The sequence below is a fragment of the Bacillus sp. FSL R5-0431 genome (assembly GCF_038002985.1).
In the GTDB taxonomy this organism is placed as follows: Bacteria; Bacillota; Bacilli; order Bacillales; family Bacillaceae; genus Bacillus.
The window spans coordinates 2,728,723-2,744,193 of the sequence record NZ_JBBOOG010000001.1; the positions used below are offsets into that span (position 1 = coordinate 2,728,723).

General features: G+C 42.0%; 22 protein-coding genes and 1 tRNA gene. 3 read left to right on the forward strand and 20 right to left on the reverse strand.

Going from position 1 to position 15,471, the window contains the following annotated elements:
* Positions 1-7 precede the first annotated feature (7 nt).
* Entirely contained in the window at positions 8-1,555 is a 1,548-nt protein-coding gene (locus MKZ03_RS14070) for a flotillin family protein (RefSeq protein WP_034659707.1), read from the reverse strand.
* Positions 1,556-1,566: 11 nt separating this feature from the next.
* Positions 1,567-2,097 carry a hypothetical protein gene (locus MKZ03_RS14075; RefSeq protein ID WP_341032170.1) on the reverse strand — a complete coding sequence of 177 codons (531 nt, stop codon included), beginning with the start codon at positions 2,095-2,097 and terminating at the stop codon, positions 1,567-1,569.
* 204 nt (positions 2,098-2,301) lie between these two features.
* Between MKZ03_RS14075 and MKZ03_RS14080 the strand changes: the two genes are divergently transcribed.
* Complete coding sequence (locus MKZ03_RS14080) at positions 2,302-2,781, forward strand: DinB family protein (protein ID WP_307500131.1); 480 nt, start codon at positions 2,302-2,304, stop codon at positions 2,779-2,781.
* Between the two features lie 40 nt (positions 2,782-2,821).
* Here the strand turns inward: MKZ03_RS14080 and MKZ03_RS14085 are convergent, their stop codons facing one another.
* Both MKZ03_RS14085 and betB read right to left on the reverse strand, forming a co-directional pair.
* Positions 2,822-4,030: an iron-containing alcohol dehydrogenase gene (locus MKZ03_RS14085; RefSeq protein WP_034659709.1), complete on the reverse strand. Its 1,209-nt coding sequence runs from the start codon at positions 4,028-4,030 to the stop codon at positions 2,822-2,824.
* Between the two features lie 27 nt (positions 4,031-4,057).
* The gene (gene betB, locus MKZ03_RS14090) at positions 4,058-5,527 is read right to left on the reverse strand and encodes a betaine-aldehyde dehydrogenase (protein WP_341032174.1); all 1,470 of its coding nucleotides are present in this window, start codon (positions 5,525-5,527) and stop codon (positions 4,058-4,060) included.
* Between the two features lie 206 nt (positions 5,528-5,733).
* On the opposite strand from betB, the gene cudC reads away from it, so the two are divergent.
* The gene (gene cudC, locus MKZ03_RS14095; RefSeq protein ID WP_341032176.1) at positions 5,734-6,291 is read left to right on the forward strand and encodes a choline uptake/conversion transcriptional regulator CudC; all 558 of its coding nucleotides are present in this window, start codon (positions 5,734-5,736) and stop codon (positions 6,289-6,291) included.
* Positions 6,292-6,363: 72 nt separating this feature from the next.
* Positions 6,364-6,436 (forward strand) — tRNA-Ala (locus tag MKZ03_RS14100).
* 53 nt (positions 6,437-6,489) lie between these two features.
* Here MKZ03_RS14100 and MKZ03_RS14105 read toward each other — a convergent pair.
* The 16 genes from MKZ03_RS14105 to MKZ03_RS14180 form a co-directional block, all read right to left on the reverse strand.
* Positions 6,490-6,678, reverse strand: a complete 189-nt coding sequence (locus tag MKZ03_RS14105) for a hypothetical protein (RefSeq protein WP_340973594.1) — start codon at positions 6,676-6,678, stop codon at positions 6,490-6,492.
* A gap of 112 nt (positions 6,679-6,790) precedes the next feature.
* Positions 6,791-7,594, reverse strand: a complete 804-nt coding sequence (locus MKZ03_RS14110) for a peptidoglycan recognition protein family protein (protein ID WP_340973595.1) — start codon at positions 7,592-7,594, stop codon at positions 6,791-6,793.
* Between the two features lie 19 nt (positions 7,595-7,613).
* Entirely contained in the window at positions 7,614-7,877 is a 264-nt protein-coding gene (locus MKZ03_RS14115) for a phage holin (protein ID WP_003212734.1), read from the reverse strand.
* Positions 7,878-7,889: 12 nt separating this feature from the next.
* A complete protein-coding gene (locus tag MKZ03_RS14120) occupies positions 7,890-8,102 on the reverse strand; it encodes a BhlA/UviB family holin-like peptide (protein ID WP_034659732.1) in 213 nt (70 codons plus the stop codon).
* 37 nt (positions 8,103-8,139) lie between these two features.
* Positions 8,140-8,283: an XkdX family protein gene (locus MKZ03_RS14125; protein ID WP_189318196.1), complete on the reverse strand. Its 144-nt coding sequence runs from the start codon at positions 8,281-8,283 to the stop codon at positions 8,140-8,142.
* The gene (locus MKZ03_RS14130) at positions 8,280-8,600 is read right to left on the reverse strand and encodes a hypothetical protein (RefSeq protein ID WP_216454704.1); all 321 of its coding nucleotides are present in this window, start codon (positions 8,598-8,600) and stop codon (positions 8,280-8,282) included. The genes MKZ03_RS14125 and MKZ03_RS14130 overlap by 4 nt, the downstream gene beginning before the upstream one ends.
* A gap of 13 nt (positions 8,601-8,613) precedes the next feature.
* A complete protein-coding gene (locus tag MKZ03_RS14135) occupies positions 8,614-9,999 on the reverse strand; it encodes a hypothetical protein (RefSeq protein WP_341032178.1) in 1,386 nt (461 codons plus the stop codon).
* Positions 10,000-10,006: 7 nt separating this feature from the next.
* Entirely contained in the window at positions 10,007-10,180 is a 174-nt protein-coding gene (locus MKZ03_RS14140; protein WP_095285864.1) for an XkdX family protein, read from the reverse strand.
* Positions 10,177-10,506, reverse strand: coding sequence for an XkdW family protein (locus MKZ03_RS14145; RefSeq protein WP_341032180.1), 330 nt, complete (start codon positions 10,504-10,506; stop codon positions 10,177-10,179). The genes MKZ03_RS14140 and MKZ03_RS14145 overlap by 4 nt, the downstream gene beginning before the upstream one ends.
* 9 nt (positions 10,507-10,515) lie before the next feature.
* Positions 10,516-11,394 (reverse strand): hypothetical protein, encoded by an 879-nt coding sequence (locus MKZ03_RS14150; RefSeq protein ID WP_341032182.1) that lies wholly within the window; start codon positions 11,392-11,394, stop codon positions 10,516-10,518.
* 14 nt (positions 11,395-11,408) lie between these two features.
* Positions 11,409-11,792 carry a phage tail-collar fiber domain-containing protein gene (locus MKZ03_RS14155; RefSeq protein WP_003212666.1) on the reverse strand — a complete coding sequence of 128 codons (384 nt, stop codon included), beginning with the start codon at positions 11,790-11,792 and terminating at the stop codon, positions 11,409-11,411.
* Positions 11,793-11,803: 11 nt separating this feature from the next.
* Positions 11,804-12,727, reverse strand: a complete 924-nt coding sequence (locus MKZ03_RS14160; protein ID WP_341032184.1) for a YmfQ family protein — start codon at positions 12,725-12,727, stop codon at positions 11,804-11,806.
* Complete coding sequence (locus MKZ03_RS14165) at positions 12,711-13,760, reverse strand: baseplate J/gp47 family protein (protein ID WP_307500141.1); 1,050 nt, start codon at positions 13,758-13,760, stop codon at positions 12,711-12,713. The genes MKZ03_RS14160 and MKZ03_RS14165 overlap by 17 nt, the downstream gene beginning before the upstream one ends.
* Complete coding sequence (locus MKZ03_RS14170; protein ID WP_106039144.1) at positions 13,753-14,175, reverse strand: DUF2634 domain-containing protein; 423 nt, start codon at positions 14,173-14,175, stop codon at positions 13,753-13,755. Before MKZ03_RS14170 ends, MKZ03_RS14165 begins: the two co-directional genes overlap by 8 nt.
* A 14-nt stretch (positions 14,176-14,189) precedes the next feature.
* Positions 14,190-14,456, reverse strand: coding sequence for a DUF2577 family protein (locus tag MKZ03_RS14175; RefSeq protein WP_034659738.1), 267 nt, complete (start codon positions 14,454-14,456; stop codon positions 14,190-14,192).
* The gene (locus MKZ03_RS14180; protein WP_341032187.1) at positions 14,453-15,463 is read right to left on the reverse strand and encodes an XkdQ/YqbQ family protein; all 1,011 of its coding nucleotides are present in this window, start codon (positions 15,461-15,463) and stop codon (positions 14,453-14,455) included. The genes MKZ03_RS14175 and MKZ03_RS14180 overlap by 4 nt, the downstream gene beginning before the upstream one ends.
* Between the last annotated feature and the right edge of the window lie 8 nt (positions 15,464-15,471).

A 15,471-nucleotide genomic window follows, 5' to 3' on the forward strand; every position in this document is an offset into this window, starting at 1 on the left:
ATTCATTTTATTCTTCTATTTGATGATCAGCGATCTCTTTTTTTCTTGGCTGTTTGATTTCATTCGTTAGTTCCTGAATGCTTTGCTTCACATTGCCTTTACCGGAAAAGTTCTCAATAATTTCTTTGACATCGATTCCTGAAGATGCTTTCAAGCTTTCTTGTAAACTGGACATGAGGTTTGTAGCATAGCCTGTGACTTTATTGGCACCGCTGCCTTCGCCGTTACCTCCCGTATCCACAACAGTAATTTTATCAATGTTAGAAAGTGGTGCAGATACTTGCTTCGCATATTCAGGAAGCATTTTCACAATCATATCAAGGATCGCTGCCTGACCATATTGTTCGAATGCTTCAGCTATTTTCTCTTTCGCTTCGGCTTCCGCAAGTCCTTTCAGTCTAATGACTTCTGCTTCGGTTTCCCCTTTCGCACGATCAGCTTCCGCTTTGGCAAGCCCGTCAATTCGGACTTTCTCAGCTTCTGCCTTTGCCATTGCTTCAATGCTGTATTTCTTGGCATCTGCTTCAGCGAGGCGTTTCGCTTTTTCCGCCGCAGCTGACTGCTCAACAGCATAACGATCCGCATCTGCTTTCTTTTTCACTTCAGAATCGTATTGACGCTCACGACGCTGGATCTCTTTTTCTTCTAATTCAATTTGCTTCTGACGTTCAATGATTTTCACTTGCATTTCTTGTTCAGTTACGTGCTGACGGTTACGAGCTGTTTCTAAATCGTACGCTTGGTCAGCGCTTGCTTTCGCTGTATCCTGTTCACGTCTGAATTCTGCTCTTTTCAGCTCATTGATCTTTTCTGCTTCAGCGATTTCAGTAGCACGCTCAAGCTCAGATTTCTTCGCATCTTTATCTGCTTCGGCACGTTTGATACGTGTTTCTTTATCTGCTTCAGCTGTTGCAATATCTGCATCGCGTTTCACTTGGGCAATTCTAGGTTTACCTAGTGATTCTAAATAGCCATTTTTATCACGGACATCTTTGATCGTGAACGACACAATGACGAGGCCCATTTTCGCTAAATCTTGAGAAGCGACACGCTGTACTTCTTGAGAAAATTTTTCTCTGTTTTTATAAATCTCTTCGACTGTCATTGATCCTAAGATGGAGCGAAGGTGTCCTTCTAGTACTTCTCTCGCTTCGTTTTCGCGGTCTTCTTTTGTTTTACCTAAAAATTGCTCTGCAGCAGTAGCAATTTCTTCAATCGATCCGCCAATTTTAATGATGGCCGTTCCGTCCGCCATGACCGGTACACCTTGTTCGGTATAGACTTCAGGCGTTGAAACATCCAGCTTGCTAGATAGTAAGCTGAGCGGCTCTGCTTGTTGAAAAACAGGGAGCACAAAGGTACCTCCGCCTCTTACAATCTTAATCTTGTTTCCACCTTCATCCACGTGGACATTTTTACTTCCTAGGTAACTTCCTGTGACAATTAACGCTTCATCTGGACCTGCTGTCCGGTATTTCGAAACAAATACACCAATAAGTGCAATAAGAATCACAAGCACAATTCCAATGATAATCAAAATGGTTGTTCCTGGCATAGCATTCCCTCCTAGATTTCTTCATTTGGTATAACTGATAAGACGCCTTTGTTCACTTCGACGACCAGCACCCGGGTTCCATATGGAATCTCCTCTTCGTCGAAACTGACGGCAGGCTTTGAGATTTTCCCGCTATTACTAATTAACAGCACTTCTCCAAACCCGTCTTTTGGAACAGATACAATGATCTCCCCAGTTCTTCCTTTTATGTCGGCCTCTGTATATGAAAGAGATTCTTCAGCAGAGGAAAGCGGGACTAAGACAAATACATTCAAACAGGTCACAAGGACCACTGCGAGGATGGCAGATAATACTGCGCCAAGTCCACTCCCTACAATTGCTGTTTTTTCAGAGATAAACCCTCCAGCCGAGAAAAAGGTAAGAAATGCGAGGATCAATGTTGGTTGAAGGAATGAAACAGGAATCGCTTCAAACAATCCATCAAATACATCGCCGAAAAAGACGAAAACTAGTGTCAGGATTCCTGATATCATCAATATGTATAAATACAGCGTCTCAAGCGGCAGCCCGAACACATCCATCTTCCTCACCCTTTCTTCATGAAATGAACAGCCTTTGTTTCATTTAGACCATGCTCACCTCCAATGTATTCCTTCTAACAGGTAATACGAACCACTTTTGTAAAGGTTTCAAATTTCCTCACAATTCTTCACAGGAATTCCCCGATAGCTCAAGAATGATTGTCATGTACCACTATGTTAAAATTTGATCTTGAGGTGATGAAAATGAGTTTATTACATGAGGCAAGACAAGAATTGTGGCAAGAGCTGCAAGGTTTGAACGAAGAACAATTGAATCAAAAGTTATCTGATGATACTTGGAGTATTCAAGAGGTGACAGATCACTTAAAGAAGATGGATCTCATGGCAGCCAAACATCTAGCTGCTGAGGGAAAAAAAGCACCGATCAAGGAATATGAGCCAAAGCCGGTGGAAATGGCAGAGGACCGTTCTAGAAAAGCCACTGCACCTAGTATTGTTGAGCCTGAATGCAAGCATGTGACACCTACACATTTAAAGGATGAGCTCGATACAGCTCGTGAACAGCTCAATCAAATTTTATCAACGTTTACTGAGGATGATTTCAAACGTGTCATTGCGCACCCTGTGTTTGAAGAGTTATCCCTTAAGCAATATCTTGATTTTATCGGCGCACACGAAAAACGTCATATTCATCAAATCAAAGAAATTAAAGAACAGCTATAAGACATAAAGAAGACTCCCTTTTGGGAGCCTTTTTTCATTGTTACACTGTTTTAGGTGTTAGATCAAAACAGCGAGCATAAATCCAGTTGTACGCTTTTTCATTTAGATCTCTTGGGTTTCCAATTGTTTGCGGATCTTTCATTGCTTCTTTAGATAAACGGTCAATCATATCTTTTGATACACCTTGTTCTTCTAATGAAGGAACTTCTAGATCTTCCACTAAATCATACATCCAGTTCACAGCAGCTTTTGCTGCTTCCTCTGTAGACATTCTGCTTGTATCAATGCCGAACGCTTGCGCAATACGAGCGAATTTTTCCGGATACCCTTTCCAGTTATACTCCATCACCGGTCCCATCATTGCTGCTACACACTGGCCATGCGCTACAGGAATAATGCCTCCGAGTGTTTGACTCATCGCATGTGCAGCTCCAGCTGACTCGCTTCCATAAGAAAGCCCGGCAAGCATTGCAGCTTGTGCCATTCCATATCTCGCTTCCAGGTCTTCGCCATCGGCAAAGGCACGGCGGATATAATGAGCAGCATATTCAATGGCCATGAGCGCTACCGCATCTGTAATGGGCTGAGCAAATTTCATTGTATAGCATTCGATAGCGTGAGCAAGCGCATCAATTCCAGTCATTGCTGTCACATGAGGAGGCATGGATACATGAAGCTCTGGGTCAATCACTGTGAGGTGAGCTGCAATGAGTGGTCCACCTGTGTTGAATTTAAATTCTCTTTCTTCATCCGTAATCACTGCCCACTGCGTAACTTCTGAACCTGTACCAGCCGTGGTCGGAATGGTGGTTAAAGGTGGGATTCTGTTTTCAAGCGGTTTTTTTCCCTCTGCCGCTTCGTAATCAAGGACTGAGCCTTTATGAGTCACCTCTACTCCGATTGCCTTCGCTGTATCCATTGAGCTTCCGCCGCCTACAGCGACTAATCCATTACAGCCTTCTTTTTCATATAACGCAGATCCTTCATTCACTAAACGAACTGGCGGGTTTGGCTCTACTTTATCAAATAGGATCACATCGATTTGTGCTTCTTTTAATGAAGCAACCACTGGGTCTACTACGCCCGCTTGATAAATACCAGGGTCTGTTACAAGCAATACCTTCGAGACACCGTATGCTTTCACTTCTTCCCCAACATGTTTCACTGCACCGATGCCATGTTTGATGACAGTCGGGATTTCAAATGTGTGGAATTTCTGCATGCTTTCAATTTTCATATTTAATGTCATATAGAATCTCCTCCAAATGTGTGATATTTATTTAAACCAATGAACCTCTTCAGGTTTCGTATTTCGATATACATGCTTCAGTTCCGTATATTCCTCAAGTCCGGTGCGTCCTAATTCACGTCCAAGACCTGACTGCTTATATCCACCCCAAGGTGCTTGAGCGAAATAAGGATGGAAATCATTGATCCAAACTGTGCCTAATCTTAATTGACGAGCCACTCTTTCGGCTTTTCCAATATCAGAAGACCACACAGCTCCTGCTAATCCATAAATCGTATCATTTGCCAGCTCGATCACTTCTTCCTCTGTTCGGAAGGATTCGACTGTCAATACTGGGCCAAAGACTTCTTCTTGGACAATCCGCATCTCTGACGTACAGCCTGAGAAAATCGTTGGCAAGTAGAAGAACCCATTTGAAAGCTCCTCTGCGTCAGGTCTTTTTCCGCCTGTTTCTAATCTTGCGCCTTCATCTAACCCAATGCTGACGTATTTCTCTACTTTTTCTCGATGCTCAGCTGAGATGAGCGGCCCGCTTTGGGTTTCTTCATCAAAGCCGTTGCCTAGCTTGATTTTTTTCGTACGCTTCACCAGTTCTTCTAAAAATTCATCATGAATGGATTCTTCCACTAGCAAACGTGAACCTGCTGAACATACTTGCCCTGCATGGAAAAACACAGCATTCATTGCCTGGTCAACCGCTACGTCTAAATCAGCATCTTGAAACACAATATTCGGATTTTTCCCGCCGAGCTCAAGGGCGATTTTCTTCACATTCCCACTGGCTCCCTGCATAATTTTCTTGCCTGTTTCAATACCGCCTGTAAATGAAATCAAATCTACATGTTCATTCACAGCAAGCTCATCGCCAACCGTTGCCCCTGGTCCAAGGACTAGGTTTGCAACTCCTGCTGGAATGCCTGCTTCTTCCATGAGTTTGAATATTTTGATCGTGGTGAGTGGTGTAATTTCACTTGGTTTTAAAACGATTGTGTTCCCCGCTGCAAGAGCAGGAGCGATTTTCCAGCTTGCTTGAAGCAATGGATAGTTCCAAGGAGTGATTTGCCCGCATACACCGACTGGCTCTCTGACTAATTCACTTTTTGAGTTCGGGATTGGTGACGCAATGATTTCCCCGCCATCTTTGTCAGCCAGACCTGCGTAATATTGGAACACGTTCGCAATATCGTCCATATCTGCTTTGCTTTCCTCTAATGTTTTACCAGTATCAAGCGATTCCAATTTGGCTAGTTCATCAAGATCACGTCTAATCAACTCAGCAATCTTAAACACCATATTTCCTCTTTCAAGTCCAGGCTGGTTTGCCCAGTCCCCTTGATCGAAGGCTTTTCTCGCTGCTTTGATGGCTAGCTGCGCATCATTTCTTGATCCTTCGCTGACTGTCGCGATCACTTCTTGATTAAATGGGTTGATGATATCCCGTGTGTCACCACTTTTGGCGCCAACCCATTGCCCATCTATAAATAGTGTTTGACTCATAGAAGGAACCTCCTCTGATTCTCTTTGGTAAGTTTGTTAAATAAAAATTTAACGTTTTGAACATAATTAACTTATCATGTTCAAATTTTTCTGTCAAAGGGAGATAGGCTTCATTTATTTTGACATTTTGTATTCTTTCGTTAACATATAGTCCATAAAGATTTTTTTGAACGTATTGAATTCTCTTAATAGAAAGCAGGGACAAGATGAAAAAGCAGGAACAGCCACAAGCAGAAGATCGTATTTTAGCTGCTAAAGATCTAGTCATTGATTCCATAGCTGAAACGATGGATCTCTATGGCATTACACGAAGTGCAGGTATTCTCTATGGGACCATGTATTTAAATGAGGAAATGACGCTTGATGAAATGCGTGAAGAGCTGCAAATGAGCAAGCCAAGTATGAGTACGGGTGTGAAAAAACTGCAAGACATGAACATTGTCAAAAAGACGTTTCACCGAGGCCGAAGAAAACACAGCTTTGTTGCTGAAAAAGACTTTTTTAAGTTTTTCACGAACTTCTTTCCGCAAAAATGGGAACGAGAGGTCGAGGTCAATTTAGCGGCGATTGAAGAAGCGCAAGAGCGGCTTCAAGAGGTGGCGCGTGATGAACAACTGGAGGAACATGTAAGAGAGGAAGTGCAGCAGCTTCTTGAACAGCTTGAAAGCTCGAAAGCCTATTATGACTGGCTGAGACGCTTAGCGGACTCTGTACAATCAGGGGAGATCTTCGACTATATTCCGATTGATCAGAAAGATAAATAGGCGATATGTTTGCGTTTTACAGCTTGAATTTTACAGGAGGATTGATTATAATAAATTATGTCGTCATACTTCGGGGCATTAGCTCAGCTGGGAGAGCGCTACGCTGGCAGCGTAGAGGTCAGCGGTTCGATCCCGCTATGCTCCATACGAAAAACCATTCTTGAGAAATCAAGGATGGTTTTTTTATGTATATATTTCTTACAGTTGTGTTTGTTCTTTGTTTTTTCTTAACCTTAATATCTTTATGATCCGGTACGCGATCACAGAGAGATAAGCCGTGATGAGAATGATTGTGTAAGGCACAGGGAAATCGCTCGTCATTCCGTGATAAATGAAATAGATGAGCAGCACTGACAGCATGATGACTTGGAACAGTTCCTTTTTCATTTTACTCTCCCCTTATGATAGATTCGGTCGATTATATCACAAATGATGTCATTTTTTATTAGCTATCAGCAAGGAAAAATCCCTTCACCTGCTGATAGCACTTTATGAATGATCACTTTTTCAGCAATTGTTCCATTTTATTCTTCGTCTTTGGTCCGTAAATCCCGTCTGCCGCTAAGCCGTTCATGAGCTGGAATCGCTTAACGGCATTCGCTGTTTTCGGTCCATAATAGCCATCAATCCCATTGTTTTTTGCTCCTTTGTCTGGGTAAAAATAGAGGGAAGATAAGGCTTTTTGCACGGCTGTCACTTGAGATCCTTTTGTCAAGGGCTTGGTTATTTTTAAAATGCCAGATGGCAGATTTGACGATTTCTGTTTGGTTACGGGTGCTTTGTGGCTCAAGCTTTCTGTTCGGACTGGCTTTCTTGTGCTTTTGCTGCCGGTATGAGCTGTAGCTATTCCAGCTTTAAATTGATCCCATCGTCCGAGCAGTTTCCTTGGACATTCTTTCCCGCTCCAATGTTTATGGGGCACTACATTTGATAAAGGAATCCCCAAATCGCCCATCAGTTTCCGAATGAGCCATTGAGCATTTTCGACTGCTTGTTCAAAATTGCCGTCTGTATTTTCACAAATTTCAATTCCGATTGATTTCATATTGCCAGTGCCCCTGCCATCGCCTGCGTGCCAGCCGTTCTCGTTTAACGGTAAATGCTGATAAATGACCTGATCATCGACAGTGTAATGCCAGCTGACCCCAGTACTTGAACGTGCAACAAATGCAGCGTGACTCCCCGCATTTGCACCTTTTGCAGTGTTAGAGGTATTATGCACCGTAATATAGAGAGGCTTCATCCTATTTCCTGGTCTGTTGCGGTTGTGTTTTGGAATGTAGGCTTGAATGATATTGACCATATTGTTTCTCCTTCAACTATTATTTTGTTAGCCCTCTTTGTTTCAGGGTATCTTTTTGTAATTGACCTTTGTAGGTCACATAATTGTTTTTAAACCAAGCGATAATAGCTGTCACCATCGTAAAAATGGTGGAACCTGCTACATATAGTGCCTCACCGGCGGTTTGTACTTGCTCCTCACTAATCGGCAGCACCGTCTGTCCAAACATGACAAGCGTTTGATTGATGAGAGCAATAAAAAGAAGCACTGTGCGAATCACAGTGCCTTTGTCGAATGTTTTCATAATTTTTTCCTCCTATTTTAAATTCCGTTCAATTTTGTCGAGTTTATCGATCACGACGTCATACTTCTCACTAAACTTTGCTAACACTTCATTTTGCGCCTCGATTTGCTCATTGAGTTTACTTTCTCTTTCTTTTGTTGTGTTGAGAACATAAAACAGAATCCAGCAAAAGAGAACGGCAAATGGGCCTTGTGTCATTAAGTTTTGGACGACATCTACTTCCATTTGAAATCACCTTCTTTCCGGCAAAAAAATAAAGCCATTAGGCTTTGTACATTTCTCCAGTTATATCTTGGTAGTCGTCTGCCGAGATCCAGCCAATGCTTACATAAAATGCAATGTCCTCTGGTCCGTAACATTGCCAGTCCCAGAATTGTTTAATATCCGCTACAGTTGGAAACATCATTCTGATTTCCCCCCTTTCTGCATAGCCAATAACTGCGTTAATTGTTTTGATAACAAAGCATTTTGTTTCTTTAAAAGTTCTATATCACTTGACGGGAGAGGTGCTGGCTTTAGGCTATCTATATACTCCTGTGTCGCTGATTCATACCATTGTTGTTTTTCCACATCAAATGTAGCTTTATAAAAAGAAGGATTATTGGGTGGTGCAATAGTTGTACATTGGTCTGGAATGATATAATTGCCTTCATCATCCCTTTCGAACACTTCGATAGGTCTGACCAATTCATTTTGATGATTGTATTCATAAGCTAGTATCATTTTTATCACTTCCTTAATTTAATGGGACGACCGTGTCTAAATAGTAGCCAGTTACCGCACTGTCATTCGCTGCCAGTAAACCAGTTAGCTTTAGCTCTCCTGTCTTATATATAAGTAATTTACTATGACCCGTTGTACCTGATACTGGAACTGATACTACAAGACCTTTCTCCGGTAAACCCGCAGCTGGAATCCATCCACAAATGACTTCTCTATTTGCTTTTAGGTGGCCTCTCAGCAATAATAAATTTCCCCATTTCACATATTCAACTGCTCTATCCCCTATAGATGAACTTTTATCTAAGGTAACACTAAGCCACGTGACATTTTCAAACTCAGCATTTGTCATTAGCTGTTTCCATCCTCTGAAAACCCCATCTGTATGAGTAGTTCCGTACCAATGGCTATTATCGTAGCTTCGACTAACATGAAATGTTTTGCGGTTATTTCCCGTTTCTATAATATCTACATTAAACCACGAAGCATCGGTTGTTGATGGCATATTCACTGCGTTCGTTCCAGAGACATAATAAAAGCCAGATGGCAGCGTTAATATATCTGTACCAGTAGGGATAAGCATTCTATTTCCATTCGCCTTCAATAACGAATGCTCATTCAACCTCTTCCATCCGCTCCATTCTTGCTGAGTACCGGTAACATCTGTCGTGGATCGATTGATGTACACATCACCTGTATTGTTTGCCCCAATAATCCAGCCATAGGTATTTTCACTAAAGACTGATAAAGCTCTCATAGAACTTCTTGTGGGCAAATCAGGATGTGCTTCGTGGATATACCAAGAATGCACGCCCGGTAATTTGATGAGTTTATCTAAAATACTAGGATCGTTTGCATTAATTCTTTCGTATGCTTTTCCATCGTCAGCGGTAATTTTAGATAATTGCCCTGCGTCCCATTTATTTTTTTCATTTTGAGTAGGCATTTGCAGCCAATTGATCGCAATGTCATTCTCATGATAGGAAAAACAAAATACATTGCTTGATGTGTCAATTGCGATTCCTACGCCGATATTATTTTGACCTACTAGCTGAAAGCCTCTTAATGCAGCATTACCTATAGCAGGAGAATCGACTACTCCAGAACCCCCTTGGGCATAGAAAGAGCAGGCACCCAACGATTTAATCCCGTTATAAATGCTGCCGCCAGCTGGGATATTGATTAACTGGGATCCGTTATCATTTGTCAATTTATATAGCTGGGCTTGATTCCATTTCTTCTTTTCTGTTTCAGATGCATGTGCTCTCGCATCATTTGTATGTTTTAAGAACTGCTCTATTAATCCATGATCATTTTCAAGAAGTACTTTGACCATGTCATTAAATAAATCGGCATGTGCTTTATCATTTATCTCAAAAGGTTTGGGTTCTTTTATTTCCATTTAGTTTTCACTCCCTTTCTTTGAAGCTTGGTTTAATTTCTTGCAGCTGCTCTAGAGTGAGCATCCTTTGCTCGTACCCTGTATTTAGATCTTCCATTGAACAATCACCTAGTTCCACTGCTTGTTTGACCAATTCAGGGGTCACCCATTGAAAATATAATGCCATTACCCAATAATTCATGATTCACTCTCTCCTTTATATAAAAGGATCTCATTTTTTAACGCTTTTAGTTCGTTTGTTAGATGATCACATTGATGTTCAAGCTGTTTTCTCATTAGCTTTTCTTTGGCTACTTCTTGTGCTAGATAATCTAGCGGAAGAGGTGGTTGATACCTTGGATTGATTTGAGATTCCTCCCACCATTCTTTCAATTCTTCTGTCGTTGGCTTTGGCACATCTAGATGCCACTCGTTAATATACGAACCGTCTCCGTCATTTCTAAGTTCAAAGTCCTTTTGCGGGTCGGCATCGGGGTATTTATATTTAATAGCTTCATATAAAATCATAGAATCCTCCTATACTCTCGAGAAATTTCTGCCGCCTATTTCTGTGATGTCGAAATAGTTATACCAGTCTGAATTTTCAGATACATAACGGCTAACATCTCCGTCATATCCTACATATAGGTACATTTCTAAATAGTCCCCTTTATTAGCCGGTACATTGGCAGTACCATAAAGTCCCATACTTAAGCTCAACGTATCAGATGGGCTTGTTGGACTTTGTCTTTCATGTGCAATATTTTTATATCTTCTTCCATTTAAGTAGATCGATAATTCAAAGTTTGCGTATCGTTGAAAGCTTTCAATATAAACACCTGCATTCACTGAATACATTCCGCTCTCAGGGCAGATGAAACGATTATTTTTGATATCAAAATTGTTATGACTGTCTTTTATTTTTCGATTAAAAAGGACTTTTTGATACTCTCCTTTGGTTAATAACTGCTTCCCAGTTGTACCTATGTTGGCATGACAGAACCCAGAGATTTTGTGCCATTCAGTCCAGCCAGACCCCGTCCACCAATGACGGCACCATGTACCTGTGCTATCAAAATAACTGCCCGCTTCGTTTCCAGTCCCATAGTAATATTGAACAAATCGAAAGTTACTATATTTTTCATTTTTCACAAAGCCAAATCTCGTAGGATATCCGGTATCATTCGCTTGTCCAATATCCATGAACGTAATGCCATTTGGATATTCCTCACCGCTGACTGATGCATCTTGAATGGCTTGATCGCCTGTTAGTTTAAATAAGCTTTCATTGGTGATTCCCTCTATCTGTTGGCTGAGCGCATTGTCATTCTCTACTAGTGTGTCGACCATCCGGTTAAATAAGTTGGCATGTGCTTTGTCAGAGGTTTCAAACGGTAAAGGTGATTTGATGTCCATTTCATTCCCCTCCTTTAATAAATATCATCAATCTCAAAAACAAATTCGATGTCGCCGTCTTTTTGTTTGTCTGTCATGGTGCGGATGGCGGTGAATTTGCCGGCTTCGTCGACAAGTGCTAGTTCGTTGATGACTTCTCCTGCAAGTTCTCCTTCGGCGATCGTGCAAGTGTAGCGGATTTTTGCTGGTTCCATGAAGGTAAACGAATCAATCTCTTTTTGGACTAGTTCTTTTTTGAGTTTTTGTTCAGTTCCGTCTAGTGAAATTGGTTTCCCATCCTTCGTCCCGCCATTTCCAAATGCCATTTTGACGACTTTTGTGAGTTTTGTTCCTTCTGCTCTTGCCTTTGCCATTTGTTGACGTGCATATAGTGTTGTTACGGTTAATTGATCAGCCATTGTGATCCTCCTTATAGCTCTATTTTTTGAGAAGTTGCTGCTAGCATTTTTGATCCGTCCAGCGGAACAGATCCATCGAGAATCCAGTAATGATCCTTAATCAGTAAGCTGCCGCGCTGTTCAGTTTGGACATGTACTGGCAATCGGAACGTCATCTTCTTTTTGGTTTGATGTGACAGCTGGTTCTTTGTGCGTAAAGTCAGTGCCGCTTTTTGCCCTTTTTCATTTAACGCTCCAGTCATGACATAATTCATGCGATATGTGGTTTCTGACTTATGCTGAAGCGGCATTCTCATCTTCAACGAATGCCGAAAACGAGCAGGTACATCGGTTGAACCTCTTGTCCCGCTAAGATAAAACGTACCATTTAATACAAATTCACCATTCAGTAAAATCGGGATATGATCGAAAAAACCCACTCTGCTTCGCAGTGTGAGCCTCCCGTGATGGTCATTTTTTTCATGTACATCGGTATGATGAAAAGCAGTGAACGTATAAGCCAAATGAGCCGGCTTTAACGTTTCAAGTATTTCTACAATATATCTAGTGTTTTGCAGGTCATCTAGGTTCACACGCAGGGCGAAATGGTAGCGATTGGTGGTGAGACGGATGATGGCACTTGGATTTTTGAGAAAGCGATTCACCGATTTCTCTAATGAAAGATACGTGATCGGTGGAATGTTTGACATCATATTGAGTAAGCGTGCCCTGCGAAGTTCAATGGAGTCATCTGATTCTCGCTGCACCTTCAGCATTCTTTCCCATCTATTCAATCCCCATGTCGCAGTTAAAGAGAAGAACTGATCCGTTAAATCGAAAATGGATTCATCCAATTGCTCAAACTCCGGTGCTTCTGTTTTGAGTAGATGATCTACTTCATAAATCTCTGTAAAATATGGCGGCAAGTAGTTTTTCATTTCATCCTGTTTGCTCAATAACCTTCACCTGCCTCAGACGCGGTATCTCAATGTCCTGTAACACTAAGTTTTTCGATTCCCCATTCAATAACACGTTTGCATAATCTGATACACTTTCTGAATGGTACAGAATGTCATTTAAGGCGGACATTCGAATGGTACTCTTTTCAAATGCGATTGATTTCAACAGCGCTTTGACCTTTTCTTCTATTTCTTTCTGCGCTCCTTCAAGGGTCCAGTCCATTTGAAGTTCGACGGCTACTTCTATGTCAATATCCAGCCATTTGGCGCTTTCGACGGTTGCTTTTGAACCGATAGGCGCTTGTCCTTCCCCTTCGCCTGGCACAGGGTCGATATATTCCTGTACTCTTTTAACAAGAAGATCTGATGCAACATCTAGATTGCTGTCTGTGATGACAATTTTGACCGTTCCTTCTCCATTCCAAAGCGGGAATACTTTCGCTCTGCCAACCCCTGTCACCTCCTCAGCCCATTTTTTATAATGCGCCTTGTTGGCACTGACAGCCTCCCGCCTAGCACGTATTAAGTAGCGATCATATAACGAAGCGTCATCTTCTTCCTCTTGTCCTGGTATCACCAGTTCTTTCATGGTAATCGATTCGAGTCCTGGAATTGTATCAAGTGATAGCAGCGGCTGATCTGTTAATTGACCATTGCCGATCTTGCCAGGTGTCTCGCATTCTAGCGTGCCTTCTTTCGAATATTGGAAATAGACGTCTTCAATAAAAAACCGTGAGCCAACTGGGATGTTGATATCCTCCGGCTGAATAGCTGCGGACCAAATCGCTTTAGTCGCTGGTTTTCTTTCAATTCCTACTTCAGCAGCCCGCCGATCTAGAAACTCTCCTTGTGCTGTATCTGCAAAGACCAGCTCGAACACTTGATCAAGCCAAATATAGGACTGGGCCAGTTCAGCGGCAGCAGGTGCCAAGGCATTCCAAATGACGCTGTTTTCTCTTTTATCTATGTCATCTGGCAATCTGTCCAGCATTCTTTCTATCAATGCTTCATACGTTTGTTCCTCAAACATCGCCCTCCATCACCTCCTCTATTTCTAATGTGCCTTCATCTGTGACAATAGCTAGTTTGACATGAAACGAGTCATTTTGCTTTGTGACCTCTAACTCTTCAATATGATCAATCCGTTCGTCGACAATCAATGCTTCCTCTAGCAGTCTCGGAATCTCCATTTCTTTGTATTCATCCGTGGCTTCTGTATCCGTCAATAGCTCCTGGATTTCAGTGCCAATGTCGTGGCTGTAGATAGGATATGCATACCGCTCTGTCCTGAGTGTCATATAAACGAATTGACGAATTGCTTCAATGCCTGAAATGGTTTCACCTGTCAGTCTGCCAGTTTCAACATCTATTCGATACGTCGTCGAGGTTTCCACCTCTTCGTCTTCTTCTGTTTCCTCGATTTCTTCCTCTGGTGAAAGTGCCACGTTCATCACCTCCCTTACAATTTGTCGATGATGTAGAAGGACTGCCCTCCTGCCATTGCGAGCACCATAATGCTGTCTCCCCTTTTCAGTTCATCATCCTCACCCTTATTTAGGCGCTTTGGCCAAATCAGTAATTCTTCCGGAATGACTAGCTTATGGTTTTCATTTAACCGGATGCTTACAGGAGAAACTGCCGTGACTTCTCCAACCACGAGATCAATTGGAGAGGCGGCATCTACAGCATTCACTGCTAATCGTTTAATCGCTTCACTTAACCTCACGCTTGATCACCCTTTGGAATGGAATTTTTCTCAACGACATCAATTGTCATGGTGTGTTTCACCCCACTGAATTCATGTTTGTCTTGATCGATCCAGTAGGTTTTTTTCACGTTGATTTCAGGGATTTTTAAATAGATTGGAAGACCGCTTTGCAGTTCAGGAATGCCTAGCGCTTGTATGCTTTTGACTTCTTGTTTCACGCCTTTTTTCTCTGCCAGCCGTACTTTGGCTCTTTTTTGCAGCTGCGGCTGGTTAATTTGCCCTGTAACCGTCTCAACATGTTGTAAAATACCGTATTTACTCTGACCTGCTTTATCCTGTTCGACCACTACAATCTCTGATTTGCTCCCTTTTTTCTTATTTTTCCCTTGTTCATCTGCAGACGTACGCAGCTGGACACGAGTGGCTGTTTCTTCAATCGAGGTGCTGTACTGATAGCCAATGAGATTGACACCTGATTCAATGACCCATACGTCCTCTGGATCTGGCCAAGCTCTCAGCCCCATCTTTCCTTTAGCAGAATAGATTTGATAGTTTCTGCCGGTTTGCCGCTTTGTTTCTTTTAATGCTTTCAGAATCATGTCATATAGGCTCGTATCATTTTTAAACACTAGCGATTTTATGACATGACCGGTATTGGCGATGGAGGTCATGGGAATTTGAAAGTCAGCCCCAATCCGTCTCAAGATTTGATCTGCTCTTTGTTTTGAAAAAACATAGACATCTTGGTTTTTCACCAAATATTGAAGCATGTCGTATGCGGTAAAGGTCATTTTCCCTTCAACAGGCGTACGAGAAAACACAATGCCTCTGAACAGCTCTTTTCCTTTCCATTTAAAAAGAACCGTGTCCCCTTCTGAGACACGGTAATATGTTTGACTGCCTTGTTTAGTGATAATATTTGCCTTAATAGAGCGAGGGGCTTGATACCTTTGCCCCTGAAGTGTCACACTCTCTGTGACAAGCTCATACATGGTGCCGCTTCTGATGGCAAAAAGCTCGATCAATGCCAACC